The organism is Kribbella polygonati (assembly GCF_050320105.1).
GTDB lineage: Bacteria > Actinomycetota > Actinomycetes > Propionibacteriales > Kribbellaceae > Kribbella.
This window is the reverse complement of sequence record NZ_CP190129.1, coordinates 1,691,350-1,717,359: the sequence shown is the minus strand read 5'-3', so window position 1 is coordinate 1,717,359 and position 26,010 is coordinate 1,691,350. Positions and strand designations below refer to the sequence as shown.

Sequence of the window (26,010 nt, the reverse complement as noted above, 5' to 3'; positions counted from 1 at the left end):
AATCGGAGAGACTGAGCCATGACCGAACCGGACCGCCCAGCCTTCGGCGTCAACTACGTACCACGGCAGCAGTGGTGGAACGCCTGGCTGGACTTCGACGAACGCTCGATCGCCGACGACCTGGCGGCGATCGCCGCCCTCGGCTGCGACCACGTCCGCATCCAATGCCTCTGGCCCGTCTTCCAGCCCACCCCGACCAGCCTTTCGGCCACCGCGATGACCCGGCTGTCGGTCCTGCTGGACCGCGCACACGACGTCGGGCTCGACGTCTGGGTCACCGTGCTCAACGGGTTCCTCTCCGGCTGGGTGTTCCGGCCGCCGTGGCTCCCGAAGGCGAACCTGTTCACCGACGCCCTCGCGGTGTCCGCCGCCAAGACCTTGATCGGCTCCGTCGCCGAACTCGTCGCCGATCACCCCGCCGGTGCCGGCATCGACCTCGGCAACGAACCCAACATGCTGGTCGGCTTCGAGCCCTCGACCGTCACCACGGCGGACCTCGACGGCTGGGCGCGTACCTTGATCCACGCCGCGCACGCCGCGGCACCGGGTCTCCCGGTCGTCCTCGGCGCCGACCACCAGCCGTGGACCACCACGCAGACCGGCTTCACCCCCGCGCTGCTCGCCAACGAACCCGACATCACGACCGTCCATGCCTGGCCGTACTTCAGCGGCTTCATCGGTCACTTCGGTGAGGACAACGACCTGGCGTGGTCGATCGGTGCGTACCTCGCACAGGTCGCCGCCGCGCACCAGACCGCGCCGAAGCCCATCTGGATCCAGGAGATCGGCGTCGCTCCCGAATGGGTCACCGACGTCAGCGTCGAACATGCGACCGAACGGCTGCTCCGGCACTCGCTCTCGGTCCCCGGCGTCAGCGCGGTGACCTGGTGGGCGTCGCACGACATCCGGCCGGAGTACGGCGGTTTCGCGCCGCTCGAGTACGGCCTCGGGCTGCTCGACATCGACAACAAGGTCAAGCCCGCCGGCGGGCGCTTCGCAGAGGTGGTCGCCGAGCTCCGGAAGGTTGCCCCGAGCACCCAGCTCGCTCCGGCGATCGTTGCCTTGCCACCCGATGACGTCGCCGGCCTCGCCTTCACCACGCGATGGGCCGAGGCATGGTCCGACGGACGTCCACCACAGATCGTCCGAGAGATGAACATCGAGCAACAGCCCGGCTGACGCTCGCGTACCGTCCCGGTCGAGTGGCGCCGGGCACCTAGGATCCAGGGCATGAGTGCACGCGAGGCGATCCTGGTGCCCGGCGGCCAGTTCGGCCCCACGGCGCCGTTGCTGATGTACGCCGGTGACGCGGCCGAACGGCGCGGCGCCGAGGTGACGCGGGTGTGGTGGGACGACTACGACCGCCCGCTCACCCTCCGCCCCAAGGAGCGGGGACCGTGGGTGCTGGAGCAGGTCCAACGCGCCGTACCGTCGTTCGACGCACCGGAGACCCTCCTGATCGGCAAGTCGCTGGGAAGCCATGCAGCGACCCTCACCGCCGATCACCACCTGCCCGCGATCTGGCTCACCCCGGTCCTCACCAGCGACTGGGTCGTCCGGGCCCTACGCCGTGCCACCGCCCCGTTCCTCCTCGTCGGCGGCACCGCGGACCCGCTGTGGAACTCCACCCTCGCCCACGACCTCACCGACCACGTCCTGGAAATCGACGGCGCCGACCACGGCCTGTACGTCCCCGGCCCGCTGGCCGCCTCAACCGCCGTACTCGGGCAGGTAGCCACCGCCACAGAAGACTTCCTCGACAAGATCGTCTGGCCCTGACAGCCTCATCAGGAGCTGAGCCTCAGCCGCATATCGTAGTTGGGGAGGTTCTGGCCGCGGATCCAGTTCTCGTCGTTGGCGCGGGTGACCTCGAAGCCGAAGCGCTCGAACGCGGGGCGGGCGGTGCGGCTCGCGTGGGTGTGGAGCTCCACGAGGCCCAGCGAGCGGGCCTTCGCGACAACCGCCGAGACCAGGGCGCGGGCGACGCCACGGCCGGTGGCGGACGAGTGGACGAACAGCATGTCGAGGAGGCCGTCGCCGGTGACGTCGCCGAAGCCGACCACCTGGTCGTTGATGAGGGCAACAAACGTGTGGGCGGCGGCGCGGCGCGCGTCCCATTCCTCGAGGTCGACCTGCTCCGGCGCCCACGCGGCGACCTGCTCCGGTGAGTAGTCCTTCGAGGCGGTGTCGCGGACCGCGTGGAAGTACGACTCCCAGGTCGGTTCCGCGTCTTCGGGTCGGTAGGAGCGCACGCTGACGGTCACCGTCGAGACGATAGCTCGTCAGGCGGGATCGGGCGTGACACCCGTCAGTTCGGCGGTGCGGTCCCACAGGCGTGCGCGTACGGCGCGCTCCTCGGCGCGCGGGTCGATCCGGGCCGGGCCGACGCCGCGGAAGAACTCGCCGAACTTCGACGGGCCGTAGTAGTCGCCACCCCGTACGTCGCGGCCGGTCGCGGCGTACAGGATCGGGAGCGTGCCCTCGGACACCGGCTGGGACAAGGCTTTCGTCAGCACGTTCAGTGGCCGGGCGACCGCGCCGAGCCCCTGGTTCCGGGCGCCCGCGGCGCCGATCTCGGTGGCGGTGAAACCCGGATGCGCGGCGACACTGATCACCGACGACCCCCGCAGACGCTCCTGCAGCTCCAGCGCGAACATCAGGCCGGCCAGCTTCGACTGCGAGTACCCGTACGCCATCCGGAACCGCCGCCGCTCGAAGTTCAGATCCCCCACATCGAACCCCTTGCCACGCTGCGCCATGCTCGACACGGTCACGACCCGCGCCGCCGGAGCGGCTCGCAACGCCGGCATCAACAACCACGTCAACGCAGCATGGCCCAGATAGTTCGTCGCAAGGATCGACTCATGCCCGTCGACCGTACGCCGAAACCGCCCCGCCGGAATGCCCGCGTTGTCGATCAGCAGATCGACCCGGTCCCCCGTACGCTCCCGAATCTCCGATGCCGCCGTACGCACCGATGTCTGATCAGCAAGATCCAGCACCACCAACTCCCCACCCACCGCACCCGCGGCCCGCTCGCCCCGCTCCCGCGACCGACAGGCGAGCACCACCCGCGCCCCCTTCCCCGCGAGCACAGTCGCGGCCCGCAGCCCCAGCCCGGAGTTGGCGCCGGTGATCACGACCGTACGTCCGCCCTGATCGCCGATCTCGTCCTCGGACCAGCCCGCCACTACTTCTCGCGGGCCGCGACGGCGCGGAGGTGGTCCGGGCGGGGCTTCACGACGTGTTCGGCGTACTCCGGGTGCTTGGGGAGCCAGGCGGCGACGTACGGGCAGACGGGGACGATGGCGTAGCCCTGGGCGATGACGTCGTCGACCACCGCGCGGACCAGCAGGGAGGCGAGGCCTTGGCCGCTGTAGTCGTCGGAGACGCCGGTGTGGAACAGGACCCGTTGCTTGTCGACGTCGACGTAGTCCTCCTCGCCGATCACCTCGCCGGACCCCGTGTCGATCAGGACGTAGCGGGATTCCTCGGGCCGGTTCTGTACATCGAAGCGCTGGTCGGTCATCGTCGTCCTTCGTCGTCGGAGTTGGTCAGCTTGCCGTCGGCGTCGCGCGGGCGGACCGGGTGTTCGCTGAGGATCGAGATGCGGTTGAACGCGTTGATCGTGACCACCACCCACTCGGCCGCGGCGAACCCGTCGACGCCGAGGATCGACAGCGCGACTTCGAGGTCGGCGCGGCGGTCGTCGTTCAGCGGGAGCAGCGTGCCGGCCTCGGCGACGGCCAGTACGGCGGTCTCACGGTCGGTGTAGAGGCCCGTCTCGCGCCAGGCCGGCAGTACGTCGAGCTTCTGCGCCGGGAGCCCGGCCTGTCGCGCCTTCCGCGAATGCAGGTCCAGGCAGGACGCGCAGCCGTTCAGCTGCGAGCAGCGGACGTTGATGAGCTCGATCTCCGGAGCGCTCAGGCCGCGTGCGAGCGCCGCCGTCCGGATCTCCTGCACATACGCCTTCGCGGCCTGCCACGCCTCCGGCATCGCCTTGTCCAGGAACGGTCGCATCGGTCTCCTCTCGCGTCCTGGAATGGTAGTCACAGCGCCTTCACCCAAGATGTTCAGGAGCTGATCAGACGGGATGGCGGACAACCAGGAGTACGCCGGCGCCGGTCGGGGCGAGGGCTTCGCTGACGCGAGGGTCGGCGGTGACGAGCGCGCGGAAGTCGGCGACCTGGTCGGCGTGCGACAGGACGTTGTCGACGGCGAGGAGGCCGCCGGGTCTGAGGACGCGGACGAGGTCGGGCCAGTACGAGCGGTAGGCGGGGCGTTCGGCGTCGAGGAAGATCAGGTCCCATTGGGCGTCGGTCGATCGGGTCAGGGCGTCGGCCGCGTCCTCGATGCGGAGGTCGACGACGGCGCGGAGACCGGCGCGGTCGAGGTTGCCTCGGCGCTGCGGGTGGGGTCGAGTTCGACGCTGGTCATTCGGCCGCCGTTCGCCCGTACGGCGTCGGCGAGCCAGAGGGTCGAGTAGCCGTTGGAGGTGCCTAGCTCTAGGAGGTTCTGGGCGTTGGTGGCGCGGACCAGGAGGGCGAGGAGGGCGGCGCTGTCGGGTTCGAGGTTGCGGAGACGGTCGAGCCTGTCGGGTTTGTCTGCGTCGTGGGCGACGCCGTACTCGTGGAGTTCGTTGGTGAGGGCGGCCAGGTTGTCGTCCATGTGCTCACTTTCGGGCGAGGTGGGCGATGCAGAGGTCCGGTTGCGCGAAGGGCTGGAGGGTGTCGACGGTGAGGGGCGATTCCCAGGATTCCATCGCGCCTTGCATCAGCCCGAGGTGGATCGCGCAGACGACCTCGGAACGCTCCTCGGCAAGCTCAAGGAACGGACAATGCCGCAACCCGATCCGCGGCACCCCATCCCCCGGCAACTCCTCCGGCGAGAACCCCAACCCCTCAAGCATCCCCATCAACCGCCCGACCGGATTGATTGACGGTGGGGTGGCTTGGGTGCGGCCCCAGTGGTAGCCCGCCTCGGTGGCTTGGGTGGTGGCGAGGTCGGTGGTGAGGATTTCTGCGAGGACGCGGTAGTGGCGCGGGCCTGTTGGGTTCATTCGACGTACTGCTTGGAACAGGAGTGGTGGGCGGCCTGGGCGGCGGTGGGGCGCGGTCGTGCGTTCTGCCTGGCCGGTTCCGACCAGGGTGTCCAGGTGGAAGCGGGCGGTGTTGACGTGGATCCCGAGCCGCTCGGCGATCTCCGGGATGTCCATCGGGCGGTCGGCGTCCCGCAGTACCCGCAGGACGTCCGCGCGGCGCCCCGTGTCCGCTCTCATGGTCTAGAGTTTACACAAGTTCGACTTGTATAAACCCACGAGGAAGGATCCGTGATGACAGCCGTACCGGAGGTCGACGTGCGGGAGATGCGCAAGCCCGACAAGCATCCGGCGATCTTCGCGCGGTACGCCGCACTTCCCGTCGGCGCGGCGTTCGTACTCGTGAACGACCACGACCCGCAGCACCTGCACGAGGAGTTCGAGGCGGACCACGCCGGCAGCTACGACTGGGAGTACCTCAACCGGGAGACCCGCGACTGGCGGATCAAGATCACCAAGCTCGCCAGTACGCCGCTCCCCCGCGTACTGGTCGACACCGGCGCGGTCACCGACGACACGACCGGCGCGACGTGGAGGCTGCAGGCCCGCGAGCGGGACCTCGACTCGAACATCATCGCGCTCGCCCCCGGCCAACGCATCGACGCGCACGCCGGCCCGGACCTCGACGTACTCATCCACGTCCTCGCCGGCAACGGCCGGCTGACCACCGAGCTCACCACGCTCGACCTCGAGCCCGGCGCCCTCGTCTGGCTCCCCCGCCGCTCGCACCGCCAATTCACCGCCGGCCCCGACGGCCTCCGCTACCTGACCGTCCATCAGCGCCGCCAGGCACTCGTCCTCAACCCACCGCGCTGAGCAGGCGGCTGAGCGCTTCGTCGACCGTGCTGCGTGGGCAGCCGAGGTTGGCGCGCATGTAGCCGTGGCCCTCCGTGCCGAACTTCTGGCCCTTGTCCAGCCACAGCCTGGCCTTGGTGAGCATGAACTTGTCGAGCGCCTCGGCATCCAGGCCGAGGCCGCGGCAGTCCATCCAGGCCAGGTACAACGAGTCCGCCGGCAGCACACGCACCTTGTCGGTGGCCGAGTTCACGGCGTCGGCGAACCGGCGATGGTTGCCACGCAGGTACGCCAGCAACTCCTCCAGCCACGGTTCGCCGTCGTGTACGCCGCCTCGCCCGCGACCATCCCGGGCAGGTTGAACGTCTTGCTCGGCGCCGTACACGTGATGCTGTTCCGCGCGAACTCCGGACCGAGCGAGGCGAACGGGATGTGCCTCTTCTCCGGGTTGATCAGCAGGTCCTGATGGATCTCGTCGGCGACCACCAGCACCCCGTGCCGCGCGCAGATCTCCCCCATCGTCCGCAGCTCGTCCTCCGGCCAGACGTTGCCGGTCGGGTTGTGCGGATGGCTGAGGATGAACACCTTCGTGTCGGGCCGGATCGCTGCCTCGAACACCTTCGCGTCGAACCGGTACCCGTCACCGTCCCGAACCAGCGGTGCATACGCCAGGTGCCGCCCGTTCAGCCGTACGTCGTCGTGGAAGTGCGCGTACACCGGCGGCTGGATCAGCACCGAGTCCCCCGGCGCCGAGAACGCCTGTACGACGGTCTTGAGCGTGGTGATGACCCCCGCCGTCACGAGCACCCACTCGCGCGGGACCTCCCACCCGAACCGGCGCGCCTGCCACCCGGTGACCGCGTCCAGGTAGCCCTTCGTCGGACCGTTCGGGTACCCGAAGATCCCGTAGTCGACGGCCTCGCGCAGCGCGTCGCGGACCGCCTGCGGTGCCTTGAAGTCCATGTCCGCGACCCACATCGGCAGCGGGTCGGCGGCGACCTCGTCGGGTGTGAGCCATTGATTGCCACCGGCCCATTTCATCGAGTTCGCCGTACGGCGGTCGACGATCTCGTCGAAAACGGAGTCGTTCATCTCACCTGCCCTGATGTGACCGGTTGCCTCGAGGATCTCAGCGTTTACTCATTGTTGCCTGTCTACGATGCTTCGCGGACTCGGGAGGTGTTGGTTGAGGGGTGCGAGGCTGCTGGCTGTCGGGCTGGCGGCGGTGGCGGTCGTGGCCGGTTGCCAGGGGCCGTCGGTCAGCTCCGGGCAGGGGCAGGTGGACGTCGGGCCGGAGCAGGGCGAGATCGCGATCGGCTGGGGTCGTGAGCCGTGGCAGATCCCCGACACCCAGGTCGCCGGGCCGATGGATCTCGCCGGGTACGCCGATCACGTGAGCGTGCGCAGCGGTGAGCCGTTCCGGCTGTTCGTGACCTCGTCCGCGGGCGCGTTCACGGTCCGCGCGTACCGGGTCGGCTGGTACGGCGGTGCCGGCGCGAAGCTGATCTGGACGTCGGCGAGCATCCCGGGCAAGTCGCAACCTCAGCCGAGCAAGTCCGCGGACCGGATGATCAGCGCCGTCAACTGGACGCCGTCGTTGACCGTCCAGACGAAGGGCTGGCCTGCGGGCGGCTACCTCCTGCTGCTACGCGGGGCGGACGGCAAGGAGAAGTACGTCCCGTTCATGGTCCGCTCGGACACGGCCCGCCGTGCCGTGCTGATCGTCGACGCGGTCAACACCGAGGAGGCGTACAACGCCTGGGGCGGGTACTCGCTCTACCACGGCCCGCACCGGCTCGCGACGAGGCGGTCGTTGATGGTCACGTTCGACCGCCCGTACGACTTCGACGGCGCCCGCGGGGTCCTCAACGAGTACGACCCGCTCATCCAGCAGGCGGAGCGCAGCGGAGTACCGCTCGCGTACGCCACCAGCGTCGACCTCGCCGCCGACCCGGGACTGCTCACCGGAGCGCGGGCGATCGTGTTCAGCGGACACGACGAGTACTGGACGCTCGCGGCCCGGGCGGCCGTCACGCGAGCCCGCGACGCCGGGACGAACCTGGCGTTCATGGGCGCGAACTCGGTGTTCTGGCGGGTCCGGTACGGCGTGGACGCGCACGGGCCGAACCGGATCATGTTCGGCTACAAGGACGCCTCGCTGGACCCGGTCCACGACGCGCCCGACACCACCGTGCACTGGCGGGCGGCGCCGCATCCCGACCCGGAGAACTCGCTCACCGGCACGCTCTACGAATGCGCTCCGGCGAAGGGCAACTTCACGGTGTTCGACCCGAACTTCTTCCTGTTCGCGGGCACCGGCGCCGCCCTCGGGTCGTCGTACCAGGGGCTGATCGGAGACGAGGCGGACCGCGCGTACCCGATCGCCGGGACGCCGGGGAACCTGCAGGTGGTCGCGCACTCGCCGACGACCTGCGGCGTACGGAACACGGTCGCGGACTCGACGTACTACACGGTGCCGTCCGGTGCGGGCGTGTTCGGAACCGGGACGATCGAGTGGGTCCGCGCGCTGGAGGGCCCGGACCCGGACTTCAACGTGAACCAGCAGTCGGTCGACTTCGCGCGCCAGGTCACCCTCAACCTGTTCAAGGCGCTCGCGGCAGGACCGATGGGTCGTACGCATCCGGCGGTGCCGAACCTGGCCGCCGTACACAACCAGGCCTCCACCGCGACCGGCACCGGCGGCAAGGTCGGCGTCGAGGCGCCGATGCCGAAACCCGAGTCCTAGGAGCGTTTGTCCTGGTCGCCGGCGAGCCGCTGCAGCATCCGGTTGTACGCCTCGTGCGCCTCGTCGCTGTCCGGGTCCAGCTGCTCCTTCGGATCCGCGCCCACCTCGGTCGAGATCACCCCGCGGCGTACGGCGTCCAGCCAGCACCCGGTCATCCGCTCGCGTTTCGCCGGTGAGGTGACGACGCTGATCATCAGGCCGACGGCGGCGAACATCATCAGCCCGTCACCCGCCGCCCACATCAGGCCCCCGGCGGCGTGGATGTCGTCCAGCGCCGGGGGCGCCCACTGCGGATGCATCGCCATCATCATCGGGAACGGGTTGCGGGTCGTCTGCAGCAGCACGATGCCGACGACGGTGTCCGGCAGCATCGCGATCAGGAACAGCACGAGCCGGAACAGGTACCCCGGGTCCGAGTGCAGCGGCTCCTCCCCCAGCAACGGCAGGAAGAACAGGTAGCCGGCGACGACGTACAGCACCTGCTCGCCCGTCATCAGCCAAGGAGTCATCGCCATCTGGTCCATGAACCCGGTCAGGTGCGTCCCGACGATCACCAGCGTGTAGATCGCCAGCCCGGCCGCCGGATGCGTGAGCAGGCCGACCGGCCGCGACGCCACGATCCGCCGCGCGCGGGACTGCCGTTCGGTGGGCGCGGACTCGAGCGCGACCGTGATCGGATGCCCGAGCACGAGCAGGATCGGTACGACCATGATCAGCGTCAGGTGCAGCACCATGTGCATCCAGAACACCGACATCGCGTACGCGCCGATCCCGGACGCGATGCACACCCACAGGATCGCGCAGCCGAGCACGAACGACGCCGCCCGCCAGGGACGCACCGTCGATCGCCCGCTCCCACGGAGCCGCAGCATCAGGTAGCCGCCCGCGAGTACGACGCACACCGCGAGCCAGACCGGCGCGAGCCGCCAACTGCCCAGGAACGAGGCCCAGGTCAGCGGCTCCATCCCACTCATGCCAGACAGCATTACACACGGCGGTCCGTCACCCGCGGGCGGTGCTCCACACCTCGTACAGCTCGGCCGCGTACTCCGGGCGCGCCGCGAGGATCCCACCCGCGGTCGGCCAGACGGTCTCGTTCCCTGCGTCGTCGAGCAGTACGCCGCCGGCCTCGCGAACGATCAACGCGGCGGCCAGGTGGTCGATCGGGCTGAAGCGCTCGATGACCGCGCCGGCACCACGCCCCACGGCCGGTCCGGTCAGCGACAACGTCCCCGATCCCATGATCCGGGCAGTGCAGAACCGGTCCCGCAACGCGTCGAAGAACGCGTACATCCCCGGCCACGCCTGATGTCCCAGGAGCTCGGTGCTGACCATCGTCCCGGTCAGGCTCACGCTCTCCGCCGGCGGCAGCACCAGCGGTACGCCGTCCCGCTCCGCCCCACGCCCCGCGACCGCTCCGAACACCTGCCCGTGCCAGGTGTCGCCGACCACCGCGACGAGCGGCTCCCGGTCGATCGCCAGCGCCAGCGAGAACGACGTCCAGGGCATGCCGTTCGCGAGGTTCGCCGTACCGTCGACGGGGTCGACGTACCAGCACGGCGTCCCGGCCTGGGCGACGCCGCCGAGCTCCTCGCCCACGACCAGGTGGCCCGGCAGGCGCTCCGCGATGACCTCGCGGACGCGCTGCTCGACCGCGACGTCGATCGCGGTGACGTGGTCGGCGGCATGCGCCTTCGTCCGGATGACGCCGAGCTCGGCGCTGCTCGTGTAGTCGACGGCCCAGCGTGCCAGCTCGTGGGCGACCGCGATGGCCTCTTCCAGCTCCTCGTACGTCAGCAGCGCCGGCCGCGGCGCGCTCTTCCACGACTCGGGGCCTTCGGCAACGACTCCCTGCAGGACACGCAATCGGTTCGTGGTCACGGCGTCCGCACCGGTGGCGAGCACCCAGCGCATCACGTCCTCGTCGTCGACCGTCCAGCAGGCCATCTGAGCGCCCGCCGCGTGCGCCGCCTCGACGAGTGCCGGGCTGAGGAAGATGTACGCCGAGTTGACGACGTCCGGCCGCAACTCCGCGACCAGGTCCGCCGGCGGAAGGTCGCGCCGGTCCCAGGGCAGCCAGATCCGCGCGTCCGGGTCGAGCCCGCGGATCCGCCGCATCGCGTCCAGGTCCCCGCACCACGCGACGCGCGCGTCGGGTACCTCGCGTGCGACGGCAACGGCCGGCGCGGCGCAGTCCGGGTCGGACATGTCGATCAGCAGCGTCACCGGCGTACCGGCAACGACCTTCAGCGCATCGGCGAGCAGCGGGATCCGGTCGTCCCCGTCGCCGAGCGCGGACACCTCCGACCAGTCCACCTCGGCGACAGCGCGGTCGTCGCCCCACAGCCGTTGCAGCGTGGGGTCGTGCAGCAGTACGACGCGGCCGTCGCGGGTGACGCGGACGTCGATCTCGACCCGGTCGGCGCCGTTCTGTACCGCGGACCGGACACCGGCGATCGTGTTCTCCCGGTAGCGCTCGACATCTCCCCGGTGTGCGGTGATCAACGGGCCGACCCCTGCCGTACGAGCTTGCCGTCCTCGAACTCGAGCCACTTCTCCACCCGCGCGTGCCCGCGGACGCCGACGGGCGGCAGCGCACCGGTGACGTACGCGCGGAGCTCGGCGTCCTCGCGCTTCACGTACAGCTCGGCGAAGTGCCCGCGCGGCACCACCCGCTCGACCGTCGCGGCCACCCAGCCATCGTTGCTGTCGGCAACCTCCGTCGAGAACCGCACGTCCTCCGGGCGAATGCCGACCACGCCCTCCCCCGCGGTGATCCGGCCGCCGTCGAGCCGGCCCTCGAACCTGTTCAGGCTCCCGATGAACGTCGCGACGAACTCGGTCGCCGGCGCACTGTAGAGGTCGACCGAGGTGCTGAACTGCTCGATCCGCCCGTCGTTCATGACCGCGATCCGGTCCGACATCGACATCGCCTCCTCCTGGTCGTGTGTGACCACGACCGTGGTGATGCCGAGCCGTTGCTGGATCTCGCGGATGTCCTCGCGGACCTTGACCCGCAGCTTCGCGTCGAGGTTGCTGAGCGGCTCGTCGAGCAGCAGCAGCTCCGGCTCCTGGACGAGCGCGCGGGCCAGCGCCGTACGCTGCTGCTCGCCGCCGGAGATCCGTGCCGGGCGCGAGTCCTTGTGGTGCATCAGGTTCACCAGCGCGAGCGCCGCGTCCACCCGCTCGGCGATCTCCTTCTTCGGCAGCTTGCGCAGCTTGAGCGGGAAGCCGACGTTCTTCGCCACCGTCATGTGCGGCCAGAGCGCGTAGTTCTGGAACACCATCGCGCTCGGCCGCTGCTCCGGCCCGAGCCGGACGACCTCGCGGCCGCCGACCTGGATCGAGCCCGCGTCCGGGGTGAGGAAGCCCGCGATCATCCGCAGCGTCGTCGTCTTGCCGCAGCCGGACGGCCCGAGCAGCGAGACCAGTTCGCCGGCCCGGACGGTGAGGTCGAGGCTGTCGATGATGGTCCGGCCGCCGAGCGCCTTGTGCAGGCCGCTGATCTCGAGCCCGGCCGCGGCTTGCTCGCGGGCCGCTTCGGTCGCGGTGGTCACAGTTGAGTTGGTGGTCACGGGCGCGCCTCTACTTGATCTGGAAGCCCTCGGCGAGCTGGCCGCCGACGATGTGCTTCTGCGCGGCCAGCAGCAGCGCGACGGAAGGGATGGCGAGCAGGATCGAGAAGACCGCCGCCACCTGGGTCGGATAGTTGAGCACCAGGCTGTACATCTCGGTCGGCATCGTCATGTAGTCCGGCGCGCCGACCAGGTAGGTGCCCTGCGCCTCGTCGAACGACGCGAGGAAGCTCATGATCGCCGCCACCAGGATGCCGGGCAGCGCCATCGGCAGCGTGACGCTGAAGAACGTCCGCAACTTCGACGCGCCGGCGTCCCGCGCTGCTTCCTCGAGACTCCGCGGTACGGCGGCGAACGCGGCGGCCGGGATCCAGGTCATGAACACCACCGTGCCGAGCACGTGCACGATCAGGATGCCGAGGATCGTGTTCATCAGGTTCAGCGCGTAGAACAGCGCTGCCAGCGACACGAACAGCCCCATCTTCGGGAACGCGTTGGCGGCGAACAGCCCGATCAGGAAGAACCGCCGGCCCGGGAACGAGAACCGCGCGAACGCGTACGCCGCCGGCAGGCAGACGACCGCGGACGCGAGCACCGTGATCGGCGCGAAGAACAGCGAGTTCTGTACGGCGACCCCGAGCGCGTGGTCCTGCGACACGACGCTCCACCAGTGCAGCGTCCAGCCGTCCGGAAACAGGTTCGGGTACGTCCAGCTCTTGGCGAACGCGTGCACCGCGAGCCAGGCGAGCGGGCCGATGATGAAGATCGCCAGCGCCAGCGCGAAGATCGTCGCGACCGCGCCGCTCACGGCCCGCCGTACCGCGCGCGACGTGTCCGCGACCGGCGGGACCGCACGCTCGATGGTTGCCTCGGCCATCAGACCGCCCCGCTTTCCTTGGCCGAGCGGAAGTTCGCCCACACGTACACCGCGGCGATCCCGGACGCGATCGCGAACACCACGAACGCCATCACCACCGACTGCTGCGGCTGGTTGAACGCCGAGAAGTAGTTCGACATGTCGACGCCGAGCATGTTCGGCGAGTTCGGGCCGGTGAAGTACGGCACCGTGAACGAGCCGAGCGTACCGATCGCCGTGAACGTCGTCGCGATCACGATCGGCACTCCGGCCATCGGGACGAGCACCGAGGTGACGACCCGGAAGAACGAGGCGCCGGCGTCCCGGGCCGCGTCGATCATTGCCTGCGGCACCGACTGCAGCCCGGACGAGACCAGCAGCGTCGCGAACGGCAGCGAGGTCCACACCGAGCCGATGATCACCGTGACCATCGTGAACGACCAGATCGGGAACTCCACCCCGAACTGGGCCGCGACGCTGTGCAGGAACCCGTCGGCGGAGTAGAACCCGAGGATCGCCCAGGACGCGATCACCACCGGGATGAACAGCGGGATCACCGCCAGCGCGGACAGCACCTTGCCGAGGATTCCGCCGCGGCACTTCAGGTACAGCCCGATCGTCGTCGCGAGCAGGATCACGACCGTCGTACTGACGAGCGTGACGACCACCGTCACCACCAGGTCGCCGAGGAAGCGCTGGTCGGAGAACAGGTCGGAGTACGCGCCCAGCGTCGGCGTGCCGCCGTTCGCGTGGTGGACGTTCTGGCCGATCAGCGCGATCGTCCGGTTCAGGCCACCGGTGTAGCCGAGGCTGAACAGGAACGCGAGCACGATCGGGAACCCGATGAACAGCGCGATCAGCACGATCGGCGGCAGCGCCATGAACAGGCCGCGGGCCTGCCCCTCCCGCGCCCGGCGCACCGGCCGGGAGCGGGGGGCGGGCCGGTCGTCGGCGACCGAGGTCACTTGCCGGGCACCTTCTCGTCCCACAGCTTGTTGAGGTCCTTGCCCATCTGGTCGTAGTAGCCCTTGCGCAGGTTCCGGGTGTCGGCGTTCGCGAACTTCGCCGCGACCTCGGCCGGCAGCTTGTCCTGCGAGATCGCCGGGTAGCCCGAGATGTCCTGCACGATCGACGCCTGCTGGGCCGGCTCGAGGACGAAGTTCACCAGCTTCAGCGCGGCGTCGCCGTTCGGGGTGTTCGCCGGGATGCCGAGGTACGCCGCGCCGCCGGTGAACGACGGGTCCGAGATCTGCGCGGCCTTCACGGTGGCCGGGATCGAGCCGTTCGCGACGCCGGTGGTGAACTGGTCGGACCAGACCGGGGCCATCGAGATCTGCCCGTGCGCCAGCAGGTCCAGCGTCTGCTGGTTGCCGTTCGGGTAGACGCCCTTCTGGTAGACGTACGGGTTCAGGCCCTTCAGCTCGGCGAAACCCTTGTCCCAGTTGGACTCGAGGTCCTTCTCGTACCCGACCGTCATCTTCTCGCGCGCGTCGGCGGGCACGTACTTGTCCAGGACCGTCGCCACGAACGCGCCGCCCGAACCGCCGGACTTCGGCGAGTTGTACGTGAACTTGCCCGGGTGCGCCTTGATCCAGGCGAGCAGCTCGTCGAGCGTCTTCGGCGGCGTCGGCACGGTCTTGGTGTCGTACGCCAGCAGCACGGACGAGCCGCGGTACGGGATGCCGCCGGTGCCGCCGGCCTTCACGACGTCCGCCGGGATGTCCGACAGCGCGGGGATCTTGCTCGCGTCGACCGCCTGCAGCAGGTTCGCCGCCGAGGCCTTCGCGACGAAGCCGCCGTCCACGATGTCGAAGCCCGGGTCCTTCTTCTGCGCGACCGAACTGGCCAGCTTCGCCATCGTCTGCGCGTCGTGCTCGCCGTGCAGGTCGAGCGTGACGTCCACCTTGTAGCCCGGGTTCGCCTTCTCGAACGCCGGGGCCAGGTCCTTCTCCCACAGCGTCTGGACGTTGGTGTCGCCGCTGAGGAAGACCCGGACGGTCTTCGTCCCGGAATCCCCACCGGTGTCCGCGGAACCGGTGCTCTTCTGAGCACATCCGGCAAGGCCGAGGGCCGCCGCGGCGATCGCCGCCGTGACCCCGACGGCAGACGTGAGCTTCACACGAGCCTCCTGATCGAGCGCCGCGCTCAACCCGCGCAGCGGCAATTTGGCGAACGCTATCCTCACAGCGGCGCCCCGGGCAATGCTGCCTCAGGCAACATTGCCAGGTGCGTCAATTTGTTTTAACAAATCGTGTCCGAATGGGGAAGATCTCACGGGACTTTCGGCCCTGGCCGCAGTTCGCCGGCACGGCCACCCTGGAGACGTGAGCACCCGCAAACTGTCCGATCGGTCCCGGCTGGCGATCCTGTCCCCGGCCGAGTGCCTGCGGCTGCTCGGGTCGGTCCCGCTCGGCCGCCTCGTCTTCACCTACGCCGGCCTGCCGGCCATCCGGCTGGTCAACTTCGTGCTGGACGACGACACGATCGTGTTCAGCAGCGGGCAGGGCGACAAGTTCCGGGCCGCCGAACGCGGCGACGTCGTCGCGTTCGAGGCCGACGACGTCGACCCGGAACGGCACGTCGGCTGGACCGTGACCGCGATCGGGCACCTGTCCGTCGTCACGGACGACGAGACCGCGGAGTTGCGCCGTACCCTCGCCCTGCATTCCTGGATGCCGATCGACGAGCCCCGCCTGATCCGCCTCGGCATCGAGTCGGTCCAGGGCCGGCGGCTGGTGCCGTGGGGGCGGGTTGCCTAGGCTGACTCCGTGGAGGGGGTGCGTGGGACCTGGGACGAGGGGGCGTTGGAGCCTGCGGGGCTTTCCCGGGTGCGGCTCGATGCCCTGCTGCAGGAGTTGCTCGGGCGGGTCGACGAGATCCTTGAGTACCAGGACCGGCTACGGGCGCTGCTCGACGCGGTCGTCGGCATCGGGGCGGATCTCGACCTGAACAGTACGCTCGACCGGATCGTCACGGCCGCCTGCGAACTCGCCGGTGCCCGGTACGGCGCGCTCGGGGTGGTCGGCGCCGACGGCAAACGGCTCGTCCGGTTCATCACGCACGGGGTCACCGGCGAGGAGATCGCCGCGATCGGGCCGTACCCGGAGGGCCACGGCATCCTCGGGCTGCTGATCGACCGTCCGGAGCCGATCCGGTTGCACGACCTGGCCGAGCATCCGCGCTCGTACGGGTTCCCGGCCAACCATCCGCCGATGAAGAGCTTCCTCGGCGTCCCGATCCGGACCCGGGAACATGCCTTCGGCAACTTGTACCTGACCGAGAAGACCGGCGGCGCCGACTTCACCGAGGACGACGAGCGCACCGTCACCGCGCTCGCTGCCGCGGCCGGGGTGGTGATCGACAACGCCCGGCTGTACGCCGACACCGAGCAGCGGCGGCACTGGCACGAGGTGACCGCCGAGATCACCCAGTTGATGCTCGGCGAGTTCGACATCGACCAGGCGCTGCAGCTGATCGCCCGGCGGTCGCGTGAGGTGCTTGGCGGGCAGGTCTCCGCCGTTCTGCTGACCGATGCGGACGAGCTCGTGGTGCGGGCCGTCGATGGGCCGGCGGAGTTCGCGAAGTACGTCGGGCGGCGGGTGCCTGGGACTGTTCCGATCCTCGGGCGGGTGGGGGCGGGCGGCGGGGAGCAGGTGGTGATCGAGGATCTCGCGCAGGTACTGCGGGACGCCGGCGGGGTGGACGCGTTTCCCGAGGGGGCGGTGCTGGGGCGTACGACGTTGGCGTCGTTGCCGCCGGGCAGTTCCGGGACGGGCGGCGTACTCGTCGTCGCGGCGGAGTCCGGGACCGGCACCCGGATCGCCGAAGGCGCCGAACTGGCCCGGATGTTCGCCGGGCAGGCGACGCTCGCGCTCGAACGATCGCAGGCCCAGCGCGACCGGGACATGCTCGCCGTACTCGAGGACCGCGACCGGATCGCCCGCGACCTGCACGATCTCGTCATCCAGCGGCTGTTCGCGACCGGGCTGCAGTTGCAGGGCATGCAGCGGCTGGTGCGGCCGGAGCACCAGCAGCGGCTGACCCGGGCGGTGGACGACATCGACACCACGATCCACGACCTCCGCGCCGCGATCTTCGAACTCCAGCAGCCGCCGGGGGCCAGTTCGTTGCGGGCCGACGTACAGGCGCTGGTCTCGGAGTACGCCGAGGCGCTCGGCTTCCGGCCGCGGCTGGTGTGCACCGGGCCGATCGACACCGTGGTGTCGGCGGTGATCCGCCCGCAGATCCTGGCGACCGTCCGCGAGTCCCTCTCGAACGTGGTCCGCCACGCCCAGGCGACCGAGGTCACCGTCGAACTCACCATCGCCGGCGACGAGGTCATCACCCGCACCACCGACAACGGCGTAGGCATCGGCGACCGCCGCCGCAACAGCGGCCTCCGCAACCTCACCGAACGCGCCCAATCCCTCGGCGGCACCGTAGAAATCACCGCCATCCACCCCCACGGCACCATCATCGAACTCCGCGCCCCCCTCCCCTGACCCCACCCCACCCATCTCCACAGCGCCCCAGTGGGGAGCCGAAAGGCCTGTGGGGTCGGGACTCTTGGCTGCAGCGGTGGCCGCTCCGCGGGCGGCAGGGTGGAGGGGGAGAGCTAGTGGGAGGAGTTCGTGGTGGCTGGTCAGCTTTCGGCAGGGGATGTCGACGTACTGGTCTCGGCGGCTGTTGCCGCGCCGAGCATGCACAACACTCAGCCGTGGCGGTTCGAGGTCGACGGGCGGGTGGTCGACGTGTATCTGGACGGCTCACGCACCCTCCCCGCCGAGGACCCGACCGGGCGGGCGATGCGGATCGCCGCCGGTGCCGCGACGTTCAACCTGCGGTGTGCGGCCGAGACCCTCGGGTACGGCGCCTGGTTCGGGCTGGCGCCGTACCCGGACGACGAGCCCGACCTGCTCGCCCGGATCGTCCTCGAGCCGACCGCGGCTCGCGACGACGAACTGCTCGACCTCGCCCGGTACATCCCGTACCGGCACACCGATCGCGAACCGTCCGACGCCGTCCCGATCGCCGAGAACGTCCGGGTCGCTCTGATGCGGGCCGCGCATACGGAGGGCGCCGAGCTCACCTGGCTGGGCGACGCCGACCTGCGGATCGTCTACGACCTGATCGTCGACACCGATCTGCGCGAGGTGCACGAGTGGCGCCGCCGCGCCGAGCGGGAGCACTGGGTCGGCGGCGAGCGACCGGTCGACGGCGTCCCGAGCGCGGCTCTCGGACCGCGATCCACCGGCTATCCGTCCGCCGTCCGCGACCTCGGCACCAAACCGGCCGACCGGCTGCGCGCCGAACGCCGGTTCGAACAGCACCCGGACCTCGCCGTACTGTCCACCGAGTTCGACGAGCCCGCCGACCACGTGACCGCGGGCGCCGCACTCGAACGCGTGCTGCTGACCGCGACCCGGGCCGGCGTCAGCGCGTCGTTCCTCAACCAGCCGCTGGAGTACGACGACCTGCGCCGGAAGGTACAGCGCCGTACCGGGCGGCCCGGCCACGCGCACATGATCATCCGCTTCGGCCACGACCGCCCGCACGGCACCACCGCACGCCGACCGGTCGCCGACTTCCTGAAGTCGGCAGGCCCGGTCAGCGGCGGCGGATGACCGCGACCGGAGACGCGGCGTGGTGCAGGAGGCTCTGACTCACCGAGCCCAGCAGCAGACCCTTCACCCCGCCACGACCGCGGGAGCCGACAACCACCAGCGAGGCGATCTCGGACAGCTGGATCAGGCTCGCACTCGGCCGCCCTTCGACGACCGTCGCCCGGACGGTCACCGCCGGGTACTTCTCCTGGTACGGCGCGAGGCTCTCGGCCAGCCAGTTCTTCAGGAGTTCCTTCGTACTGTCGACCAGTACGGCGTACTCCGCCTCCGGCCGCCAGCAGTACACGAGCCGCAGCAGCTTCCCCGTCCGCGCCGCCTCCTCGAAGGCGAACGCGATCGCGTCCTCGGAGTCGGGCGAACCGTCCGAGCCGACCACGACCGGCCCGGTCCGGTGCTCGCCACGGACCACGACCACCGGGCAGGGCGCCTTCGCCGCGACCGCGGTGGCGACCGAGCCGAGGAACGCCGCCGACAACTTGTTCGGCGACCTGGTGCCGACGACGACCAGCTCGGCGTCACCGGTCTCGCCCAGCAGCGCGTGCGCGGGATCGAGATCCGCCAGCACCCCCGAGCCGCGCTCGTCGCCGAGCCGGTCCCGGACGAGCCGAACCGCCTCGTCGAGTTCGCCCTGAAACTGGTCCAACGGCAACGGCGGCGGCACGTACCCGGCCATCCCGATCGCCGGCCAGCGGTCGAGATCGTTCAAATACGCCCGTACGACCCGCACACCGAGACCGCGCCGCTCGGCCGCGTCCACGGCCCACCGCAACGCCACAGACGCCTCCGGCGTACCGTCCACACCCACGAGGATGTACTTGCTCATCACCGCTTCCTCCCTGTCACCCGGCCGCACTCTCGCCACCCACCCTCGTCCCCACCCCACCCCCACAACAGAGGCCAAGGTCCCAACCTCCCCACCCACACGACCCGTCCGGGCGGGTGGGTTAGATGCCGGTTGAGCCGACTAGTTGGCCGACGGCGAAGGTTACGGCCATGGCGAGGGCGCCGCCGAGTACTAGGCGGGTGACTGCGGGGAGGCGGTGGGCTTCGCCTAGGTGGGCGCTCAGGGCGCCGGTGCCGGCGAGGGCTAGGAGGACTACCGCGAAGGTGATCGGGACGCGGATGGCGGGGCCTGGGAGCAAGATCGCGATCAGCGGTAGGAGCGCGCCGGCGGTGAAGGCTAGGGCCGACGCGCCTGCGGCGTGCCAGGGGTTCGTGAGGTCGTCGGGGCTGATACCGAGTTCCGCCTCGGCGTGCGCGACCAGCGGATCCCGCTCGGTGAGTTCCATCGCCACCTGCTTCGCCGTCTCCGGGCGCAGCCCCTTCGCCACGTAGATCGCGGTCAGCTCCGCCAGTTCGTCCTCGGGCGAGTCCGCCAGCTCCGCACGCTCCTTGGCGAGCAACGCACGTTCGGTGTCGCGCTGGCTGCTCACCGAGACGTACTCGCCGAGCGCCATCGACACCGCGCCCGCGACGAGGCCGGCGATTCCCGCGGTCAGGATCGCGGTCGCCGAGGTGGTCGCACCCGCCACGCCGACGACCAGACCGGCCGTCGACACGATGCCGTCGTTCGCGCCCAGCACCCCCGCGCGCAGCCAGTTCAGCCGCTCGGCGATGCCGCCGCGATGCGGTTCACCGGGATGTGCGTCCACGTCGTCCAAGCCGGTCATGCCGTTCCTCCTCCGGATCGCGCTACCCATCACAGGCTCCCATTGATTGCACCAGAACTGTCGGTAGGCGCTGATAGAGATTGGGGCCCACGATCCGGGAGGCGACAATGGGTGAGCGGCCGCGTGTGGTGGTCAGTGCCGGGGCCAGTGCGGACGGGAAGGTGGCGCTGGCTCGGGATGCGTTGCTGATGCGACCGCCTAGTTCGGAGTTGTGGGCGGCGCTCACTCCGAAAGCGTCCGAGGCCGTCGACGTGATCGACGTCCTCAGGGCGCAGTACGGCTGCAACGCCTTCCTCGAAGGGAGTGGCAGCCTGGTCGCGGAGGACGAGACATCGGCGGAGCTTCCGGCGTACGACGGTGACGTCGACGGGCTGTACGAGCACTTTCTGCCGCCGGACATCGTCGGGCAGGAGTCGCCGCCGCACATGTGGTTCACGGTCGTCGACAGCCGGGGCCGGGTGCGGTGGACCGAGAAGCACGAGAACTGGGACGCCCTCGTCCTGGTGTCACGCGCGACACCCGCCGACTATCTCGCCTACCTCCGCCGCGAACGCATCTGCTACCTCGTCACCGGCGACGACCACGTCGACCTGCCCGCCGCCATCACCGCGATGGGCACCGAGCTCGGCATCACCTGCGTCCTCTCCACCGCCGGCGGCGGCCTGAACGGCGCCCTGCTCCGCGCGGACCTGATCGACGAGCTCTACGTCACCGTCCTACCCGCCCTGATCGGCGGACTCGGTACGCCGTCGGTCGCGGACGGACCGCCACTCGCGATCGGTGCACCCGCGACCCGGCTCGAGCTGCTGTCGGTCCACGCGGACACCGGCGGAACGGTCCGCCTGCACTACGCCGTACCGCGCGGCTGAAAGCGGTTGCACTGTTAGCGTTCTGCCGGTGATTCGGTGGGCGGTGGGCCTGGCGGGCGCGACGGTGACGGAGGTGCGGTAGTGCCCGCGAGGCGGCTCAAGTGGCGTAATCGGCTGCGGTACTGGTTCGACGGCACGATGGACCGCGGTACGCCCGCCCTGATCGGCTGGCTCGGGCTGGCCTCGGTCGCGTTGATCGCCGTGGTGACGATTCTCGTGGTGCTGCTGACCAACGAGGACACCGAGGCGAGCGGCGGCTGGGGCGGCGTGGCGTGGATGAGTCTGCTGCGGACGCTGGACCCGGGCACGATGGGCGGCGACACCGGCAAGCCGATCTTCCTGGCGCTGATGCTGACCGTCACGATCGGCGGCATCTTCATCGTCAGCTCGCTGATCGGTGTGCTGACGACCGGCCTGGAGAACCGGATCGGTGAGCTGCGGAAGGGCCGATCGCGGCTGATCGAGTCCGGGCACACGATCCTGCTCGGCTGGTCCGACCAGGTGTTCACGGTGATCGGCGAGCTGGCGACCGCGAACCTCGGGCAGCGCAAGCCGTGCGTCGTCGTGCTGGCGGACCGGGACAAGGTCGAGATGGAGGACCAGATCCGCGCACTGGTCCCGCAGTCCGGCCGGATCCGGGTGATCTGCCGGTCCGGGAGCCCGTTGAAGGCGTCCGATCTGGAGCTGGTCAGCCCGGACACGGCGCGCTCGATCCTGGTCCTGCCGCCGTCCGGCGCGGACGCGGACATCGACGTGATCAAGACCTTGCTGCTACTGAACAACCGCGCCTGGCCGGCCACCCGTCCGCATGTCGTGGCGGCGGTCCTCGACTCGGACAACGTCGCCGCCGCACGACTGGCGGCGGGCGACGACGCGCTGCTGGTCGACGCCGACGACATCATGGTCCGGCTCGTCGTCCAGTCGCACCGGCAGGCCGGGCTGTCCGCGGTGTGCACGGACCTGCTGGACTTCGCGGGCAGCGAGTTCTACCTGAAGGCCGAGCCGGTGCTCGAGGGTTCGACGTACGGCGAGACGCTGAACCGGTACGCGCTCGGCGTACCGATCGGCGTCTGTACGAGCGACGGACGGGTGCTGGTGAATCCGGGGATGGACACCGTGATCGGCGGCGGCGACCAGATGATCGTGCTGGCCGAGGACGACCTGCTGATCAGGCTGGCCGCGGAGGCGCCGCCGGTTGTCGAGGCGGCGATCGCGACCCCGGCCGAGCAGGAGCCGCGGCCCAACCGGACGCTGCTGATCGGCTGGAACAACCGGGCAGCCAAGATCATCGACCTGCTCGACCGCTTCGTCGAGCCCCGCTCGACGCTGGACATCGCCGCGCCGGAGGAGCCGCCCGGCGTGACGAAGGCCAAGCGGACGAACCTCAAGGTCCGCTACCGGCGCTGCGAGCCGACGACGAGGTCCGCGCTGGAGGCCCTCGACCTCGGCACATACCAGCACATCGTGGTGCTCGCCGACGACGGCGTCGCGCCGGATCACGCCGACAACCGCACGCTGCTGACGTTGCTGCACCTGCGCGACATCGAGGTCCAGCTCGGCGACCCGTAGTCGATCGTCACCGAGATGTACGACGACAACAACCGCCGGGTCGCCCAGGTGACGAAGGCCGACGACTTCATCGTGAGCAGCAAGCTCGTCAGCCTGCTGCTCACCCAACTGGCCGAGAACCGGCATCTGCACGCGGTGTTCGCGGACCTGTTCGACCCGGACGGCTCCGAGATCTACCTCAAGCCGGCGCAGAACTACCTGGTTCCCGGCGCGGAGGCCAACTTCGCGACCGTCGTCGAGGCGGCCCGGCGGCAGGGCGAGATCGCGATCGGCTACCGGCTCAAGCGGCACAGCGACCGGCCGCCGGCGTACGGCGTCGTCCTCAACCCGGTCAGGTCGGCGCCTTTGACGCTGGGAGCCGGCGACAGCGTGATCGTGGTGTCCGAGGACTAAACGCGGATCACCTTGACGTCGTAGGGCTGCAGACGGATCAGGCCCGAGCACTCGGTGCCGGTGAGGAGGTCGACGCCGGCGGGGACCGTGTGGTCGACGGGGACGGGTCGGTGGTTGAGCACGAGGTGGTAGCGGTGCGAAGCACTGTGCCGTTCGACCACCTCGACCATCGGTGCCGCCGGGTGGCCTTCCACACCCGCCTGGCGGCAGACCTCGTCGAGGACCCGGGCGGCGAGCGGGTCCGAGAGGGTTGCGCCGACGTACGTCGCGATGCCGGCGCCGTAGGTATTCGCTGTCACCACAGGCGTTCCGGCCCACGGACCGTCCGTGTAACGGGAGAGTACCGTCGCGGTCTCGGGGACGACGATGTCCTGCCAGAGGACCGCATACCCATCATCGACTGGTACTTCGACGCCGGCCGGGAGCGGGTTCGCCTCCTCCACCCGCAGCCCGAGCACCTCCCGAAGCGGGCCGGGCGCTCCCCCGGCGTGGACGGCCGCTGTGGTGTCGATCGTGCCGGTCGCGTACGACGCCAGCAGGTGGCCGCCGCCGGCGACGTACTGCCGGAGTACCGGGTTGTCGTCGAGGGCGAAGGCGGCCGGCAGCAGCACCAGACGGTACGCCGAGAGGTCGTCGGTCGGGCGGACGAGGTCGACGCCGATGTTCCGGTGCCAGAGCTCCCGGTAGTACCGCAGCACCTGGTCGCCGTACGTGACGTGTTCCGACAGCCTCGGCGACTCGTCGAGGGTCGCCCAGGACGTCCAGTCCCAGACGATCGCGACGTCCGCGGGCACCGTCGTACCGGCCAGCTCGGCGAGCCGTTCGAGGTCGTGCCCGAGGGCGCTGACCTCGCGGAAGATCCGGCTGTCCGGTCCGCTGTGCGGGACCATCGCCGAGTGGAACCGCTCGGCGCCACGCCGGGACGCGCGCCACTGGAAGAACATCACCGCGTCCGCGCCCCGGGCCACGGCCTGCAGCGACGCCACCCGGAGCTGGCCCGGGTCGCGTGCCGAGTTCACCGAGCGCCAGCCGACCGCGGACGTCGCGGACTCCATCAGCAGCCACGGCTGACCGCCGCGCAGGGACCGCATCCGGTCGCACTCCAGGCCGGCGTCGATCGACCCGGTCGGGCTGTGCGGATCCGGATAGGCGTCCAGGGCAACGACATCCTCCGCGGCCGCCCAGGTCCAGTGGTCGATCGTCTTGTGCATGGTCATGAAGTTCGTCGTGACCGGGACCCCAGGGGTACGCCGGCGGAGCGCGTCCCGCTCGTTGACGAAGCACGCGAGCGTCGCGTCGGACACGAACCGGCGCCAGTCGAGCAGCCGCGCCGGGTTGAGCAGCGTGATCGACGGCCGCGGCGGTTCCACCTCCGCCCACTCGGCGTACGTCTGCCCCCAGACCGCCGTACCCCAGGTCTCGTTCAGCGCCGCGATCGTCTCGTACCGCTCGCGCAACCACGCCCGGAAGTCGGCGGCCGAGATGTCGCAGTAGCACTCGGCGTTGTACTCGTTGTTGACGTGCCACAACGCCAGCGCCGGGTGATCGGCGTACCGCTCGGCGAGCGCGTCGGCGATCGCCGCGCTCCGCTCCCGGTAGTGCGGCGAGGACGGGCAGAAGTGCGCGCGGGACCCGAACGTACGCCGCTGCCCGTTGCGGTCGACCGACAGCGTCTCCGGGTACCGCCGCGCCATCCACGCGGGCGGCGCCGCCGTCGGGGTCGCGAGGCAGACCTTGATCCCGCCGTCGTGCAGCAGCTCGAGCACCCGGTCGAGCCAGCCGAACTCGTACTGCCCTTCGACCGGCTCGAGCCTCGCCCACGCGAACACGCCGACCGTGACCATCGTGACGCCCGCGGCCCGCATCAGCGCGACGTCCTCGATCCACGTCGCCTCGTCCCACTGCTCCGGGTTGTAGTCACCGCCGAACTGAATACTCATCGGGCGGAGAGCGTAGCCGCCGGGTGCGCCGCGCGGTACTCGGTGGGTCGCATCGACTTGAGTTCGCGGAAGCGGCGGTTGAAGTTGGCGAGGTTCCGGAAGCCGCTGCGGGTCGCCACGTCGGTGATCGGGAGCGAGGTGGTCGTCAGCAGCCGGCTGGCGGTCTCGACGCGGAGCTGGTTGACGTAGTCGGTGAGGGTGCAGCCGAGCGCGCGACGGAAGAAGCGGCTGAACGACGTCGGCGTCAGGTGCACCAGCGCCGCGATCTCCTCCAGTTGTACCGGCTCCGTGTGCGTCTCCTGCAGGTGCCGGCACACGACGTCGACCCGGTCGCGTACGACGGTGCTCGGCGCGGCGGCGTACCCGGCGCCCGTGACGGGCACCGACTGTGCTTCCGCCAGGCGGCTCAGTACGTCGAGCAGCCGCACGGTCTGGTCGGCCGGTCCGAGCTCGGGAATCCGCGCGACAGCGGCCGCCAGCTCCGGAGGGACCGCGCTGAAGGACAACCCGCGCGACGATCCGCTCAGCAACAGCCGGATCGCGCCGAACTGCGGGAGGTCGAAGAAGTCCGGCCCGAGGAAGTCGTGCCGGAACTGCGTGACCGCGGCCTCGGACCGCTGCGACGATGCGTAGGTGTGCGGCAGCTCGGGGCCGAGCAGGACCAGGTCACCCGGCAGGTAGCGCTCGACGGTGGTACCCACATATCTCGTCCCGGATCCGGCCGTGATCAGCGTCAACTCGTACTCGCGGTGGAAGTGCCACGCGAAGTCGTACGAGTCCTCACAGCGCAGGAAGCTGGTGAACGTCGAGCCGTCCGGGACCCCGGGTCGCTCGTAGCGCGGCTTCATCGGCCCATCGTAGAAGGACAACCCAGT

The 26,010-nt window shown here is 70.1% G+C and carries 28 protein-coding genes and 1 pseudogene; 10 read left to right on the top strand and 19 right to left on the bottom strand.

The window, feature by feature from the left end:
- Positions 1-18: 18 nt before the first annotated feature.
- Positions 19-1,179: a glycoside hydrolase 5 family protein gene (locus ACQHIV_RS08050; protein ID WP_427892840.1), complete on the top strand. Its 1,161-nt coding sequence runs from the start codon at positions 19-21 to the stop codon at positions 1,177-1,179.
- A 51-nt stretch (positions 1,180-1,230) separates the two neighbouring features.
- Complete coding sequence (locus ACQHIV_RS08045) at positions 1,231-1,779, top strand: alpha/beta hydrolase (protein WP_427892839.1); 549 nt, start codon at positions 1,231-1,233, stop codon at positions 1,777-1,779.
- 8 nt (positions 1,780-1,787) lie between these two features.
- Here the strand turns inward: ACQHIV_RS08045 and ACQHIV_RS08040 are convergent, their stop codons facing one another.
- From ACQHIV_RS08040 to ACQHIV_RS08010, 7 genes and pseudogenes are all read right to left on the bottom strand, one after another.
- Entirely contained in the window at positions 1,788-2,264 is a 477-nt protein-coding gene (locus ACQHIV_RS08040; RefSeq protein ID WP_427892838.1) for a GNAT family N-acetyltransferase, read from the bottom strand.
- An 18-nt stretch (positions 2,265-2,282) separates the two neighbouring features.
- Positions 2,283-3,191, bottom strand: coding sequence for an SDR family NAD(P)-dependent oxidoreductase (locus ACQHIV_RS08035; RefSeq protein ID WP_427892837.1), 909 nt, complete (start codon positions 3,189-3,191; stop codon positions 2,283-2,285).
- Positions 3,191-3,529: a GNAT family N-acetyltransferase gene (locus ACQHIV_RS08030; RefSeq protein WP_427892836.1), complete on the bottom strand. Its 339-nt coding sequence runs from the start codon at positions 3,527-3,529 to the stop codon at positions 3,191-3,193. The genes ACQHIV_RS08035 and ACQHIV_RS08030 overlap by 1 nt, the downstream gene beginning before the upstream one ends.
- Positions 3,526-4,020, bottom strand: coding sequence for a carboxymuconolactone decarboxylase family protein (locus ACQHIV_RS08025; RefSeq protein WP_427892835.1), 495 nt, complete (start codon positions 4,018-4,020; stop codon positions 3,526-3,528). The genes ACQHIV_RS08030 and ACQHIV_RS08025 overlap by 4 nt, the downstream gene beginning before the upstream one ends.
- Positions 4,021-4,084: 64 nt before the next feature.
- Positions 4,085-4,474: an O-methyltransferase gene (locus ACQHIV_RS08020; RefSeq protein ID WP_427896427.1), complete on the bottom strand. Its 390-nt coding sequence runs from the start codon at positions 4,472-4,474 to the stop codon at positions 4,085-4,087.
- Positions 4,462-4,668: pseudogene (locus tag ACQHIV_RS08015) on the bottom strand (O-methyltransferase); the annotation flags it as partial. The gene ACQHIV_RS08020 and the pseudogene ACQHIV_RS08015, both read right to left, overlap by 13 nt.
- 4 nt (positions 4,669-4,672) lie before the next feature.
- Positions 4,673-5,278, bottom strand: a complete 606-nt coding sequence (locus ACQHIV_RS08010; protein WP_427892834.1) for a helix-turn-helix transcriptional regulator — start codon at positions 5,276-5,278, stop codon at positions 4,673-4,675.
- 54 nt (positions 5,279-5,332) lie between these two features.
- On the opposite strand from ACQHIV_RS08010, the gene ACQHIV_RS08005 reads away from it, so the two are divergent.
- Positions 5,333-5,914: a DUF2249 domain-containing protein gene (locus ACQHIV_RS08005; RefSeq protein ID WP_427892833.1), complete on the top strand. Its 582-nt coding sequence runs from the start codon at positions 5,333-5,335 to the stop codon at positions 5,912-5,914.
- Here the strand turns inward: ACQHIV_RS08005 and ACQHIV_RS08000 are convergent.
- Both ACQHIV_RS08000 and ACQHIV_RS07995 read right to left on the bottom strand, forming a co-directional pair.
- Positions 5,898-6,146 carry a hypothetical protein gene (locus tag ACQHIV_RS08000; RefSeq protein ID WP_427892832.1) on the bottom strand — a complete coding sequence of 83 codons (249 nt, stop codon included), beginning with the start codon at positions 6,144-6,146 and terminating at the stop codon, positions 5,898-5,900. The two genes, ACQHIV_RS08005 and ACQHIV_RS08000, sit on opposite strands and share 17 nt — an antisense overlap.
- Complete coding sequence (locus ACQHIV_RS07995) at positions 6,143-6,985, bottom strand: MalY/PatB family protein (RefSeq protein WP_427892831.1); 843 nt, start codon at positions 6,983-6,985, stop codon at positions 6,143-6,145. The genes ACQHIV_RS08000 and ACQHIV_RS07995 overlap by 4 nt, the downstream gene beginning before the upstream one ends.
- Before the next feature lie 94 nt (positions 6,986-7,079).
- Between ACQHIV_RS07995 and ACQHIV_RS07990 the strand changes: the two genes are divergently transcribed.
- On the top strand, positions 7,080-8,639 hold the full coding sequence (locus tag ACQHIV_RS07990) for a N,N-dimethylformamidase beta subunit family domain-containing protein (RefSeq protein WP_427892830.1): 1,560 nt from the start codon (positions 7,080-7,082) through the stop codon (positions 8,637-8,639).
- Here the strand turns inward: ACQHIV_RS07990 and ACQHIV_RS07985 are convergent.
- Genes ACQHIV_RS07985 through ACQHIV_RS07960 form a run of 6 tightly spaced genes read right to left on the bottom strand, consistent with a single transcriptional unit; the run spans position 8,636 to position 15,189 of the window.
- Complete coding sequence (locus tag ACQHIV_RS07985; RefSeq protein ID WP_427892829.1) at positions 8,636-9,613, bottom strand: cytochrome c oxidase assembly protein; 978 nt, start codon at positions 9,611-9,613, stop codon at positions 8,636-8,638. The genes ACQHIV_RS07990 and ACQHIV_RS07985 overlap by 4 nt on opposite strands.
- Positions 9,614-9,641: 28 nt before the next feature.
- Positions 9,642-11,144: an inositol monophosphatase family protein gene (locus ACQHIV_RS07980; protein WP_427892828.1), complete on the bottom strand. Its 1,503-nt coding sequence runs from the start codon at positions 11,142-11,144 to the stop codon at positions 9,642-9,644.
- Positions 11,141-12,196 (bottom strand): ABC transporter ATP-binding protein, encoded by a 1,056-nt coding sequence (locus ACQHIV_RS07975; RefSeq protein ID WP_427892827.1) that lies wholly within the window; start codon positions 12,194-12,196, stop codon positions 11,141-11,143. Before ACQHIV_RS07975 ends, ACQHIV_RS07980 begins: the two co-directional genes overlap by 4 nt.
- Positions 12,197-12,224: 28 nt before the next feature.
- Positions 12,225-13,091 (bottom strand): ABC transporter permease, encoded by an 867-nt coding sequence (locus ACQHIV_RS07970; protein ID WP_427892826.1) that lies wholly within the window; start codon positions 13,089-13,091, stop codon positions 12,225-12,227.
- Positions 13,091-14,035, bottom strand: a complete 945-nt coding sequence (locus ACQHIV_RS07965) for an ABC transporter permease (RefSeq protein ID WP_427892825.1) — start codon at positions 14,033-14,035, stop codon at positions 13,091-13,093. Before ACQHIV_RS07965 ends, ACQHIV_RS07970 begins: the two co-directional genes overlap by 1 nt.
- A complete protein-coding gene (locus ACQHIV_RS07960; RefSeq protein ID WP_427892824.1) occupies positions 14,032-15,189 on the bottom strand; it encodes an extracellular solute-binding protein in 1,158 nt (385 codons plus the stop codon). The genes ACQHIV_RS07965 and ACQHIV_RS07960 overlap by 4 nt, the downstream gene beginning before the upstream one ends.
- Before the next feature lie 205 nt (positions 15,190-15,394).
- Between ACQHIV_RS07960 and ACQHIV_RS07955 the strand changes: the two genes are divergently transcribed.
- From ACQHIV_RS07955 to ACQHIV_RS07945, 3 genes are all read left to right on the top strand, one after another.
- Positions 15,395-15,829, top strand: a complete 435-nt coding sequence (locus ACQHIV_RS07955) for a pyridoxamine 5'-phosphate oxidase family protein (protein WP_427892823.1) — start codon at positions 15,395-15,397, stop codon at positions 15,827-15,829.
- A 9-nt stretch (positions 15,830-15,838) separates the two neighbouring features.
- Positions 15,839-17,572 (top strand): GAF domain-containing protein, encoded by a 1,734-nt coding sequence (locus tag ACQHIV_RS07950; RefSeq protein ID WP_427892822.1) that lies wholly within the window; start codon positions 15,839-15,841, stop codon positions 17,570-17,572.
- Positions 17,573-17,704: 132 nt separating this feature from the next.
- On the top strand, positions 17,705-18,694 hold the full coding sequence (locus tag ACQHIV_RS07945) for an Acg family FMN-binding oxidoreductase (RefSeq protein ID WP_427892821.1): 990 nt from the start codon (positions 17,705-17,707) through the stop codon (positions 18,692-18,694).
- On the opposite strand, the gene ACQHIV_RS07940 is transcribed toward ACQHIV_RS07945, so the two are convergent.
- Both ACQHIV_RS07940 and ACQHIV_RS07935 read right to left on the bottom strand, forming a co-directional pair.
- Positions 18,678-19,517: a universal stress protein gene (locus ACQHIV_RS07940; protein ID WP_427892820.1), complete on the bottom strand. Its 840-nt coding sequence runs from the start codon at positions 19,515-19,517 to the stop codon at positions 18,678-18,680. The two genes, ACQHIV_RS07945 and ACQHIV_RS07940, sit on opposite strands and share 17 nt — an antisense overlap.
- A 121-nt stretch (positions 19,518-19,638) precedes the next feature.
- Complete coding sequence (locus tag ACQHIV_RS07935) at positions 19,639-20,364, bottom strand: VIT1/CCC1 transporter family protein (RefSeq protein ID WP_427892819.1); 726 nt, start codon at positions 20,362-20,364, stop codon at positions 19,639-19,641.
- A 107-nt stretch (positions 20,365-20,471) separates the two neighbouring features.
- Here ACQHIV_RS07935 and ACQHIV_RS07930 point away from each other — a divergent pair, with 107 nt between their 5' ends.
- The 3 genes from ACQHIV_RS07930 to ACQHIV_RS07920 all read left to right on the top strand — a co-directional run bounded on the left by ACQHIV_RS07930 (position 20,472) and on the right by ACQHIV_RS07920 (position 23,195).
- On the top strand, positions 20,472-21,233 hold the full coding sequence (locus ACQHIV_RS07930; protein WP_427892818.1) for a RibD family protein: 762 nt from the start codon (positions 20,472-20,474) through the stop codon (positions 21,231-21,233).
- An 81-nt stretch (positions 21,234-21,314) separates the two neighbouring features.
- Positions 21,315-22,802, top strand: coding sequence for a CASTOR/POLLUX-related putative ion channel (locus ACQHIV_RS07925; RefSeq protein WP_427892817.1), 1,488 nt, complete (start codon positions 21,315-21,317; stop codon positions 22,800-22,802).
- Positions 22,803-22,817: 15 nt separating this feature from the next.
- A complete protein-coding gene (locus ACQHIV_RS07920; RefSeq protein WP_427892816.1) occupies positions 22,818-23,195 on the top strand; it encodes a hypothetical protein in 378 nt (125 codons plus the stop codon).
- Here ACQHIV_RS07920 and ACQHIV_RS07915 read toward each other — a convergent pair.
- Positions 23,192-25,135, bottom strand: coding sequence for a beta-galactosidase (locus tag ACQHIV_RS07915; protein ID WP_427892815.1), 1,944 nt, complete (start codon positions 25,133-25,135; stop codon positions 23,192-23,194). The two genes, ACQHIV_RS07920 and ACQHIV_RS07915, sit on opposite strands and share 4 nt — an antisense overlap.
- Entirely contained in the window at positions 25,132-25,983 is an 852-nt protein-coding gene (locus tag ACQHIV_RS07910; protein ID WP_427892814.1) for an AraC family transcriptional regulator, read from the bottom strand. The genes ACQHIV_RS07915 and ACQHIV_RS07910 overlap by 4 nt, the downstream gene beginning before the upstream one ends.
- Positions 25,984-26,010 lie beyond the last annotated feature (27 nt).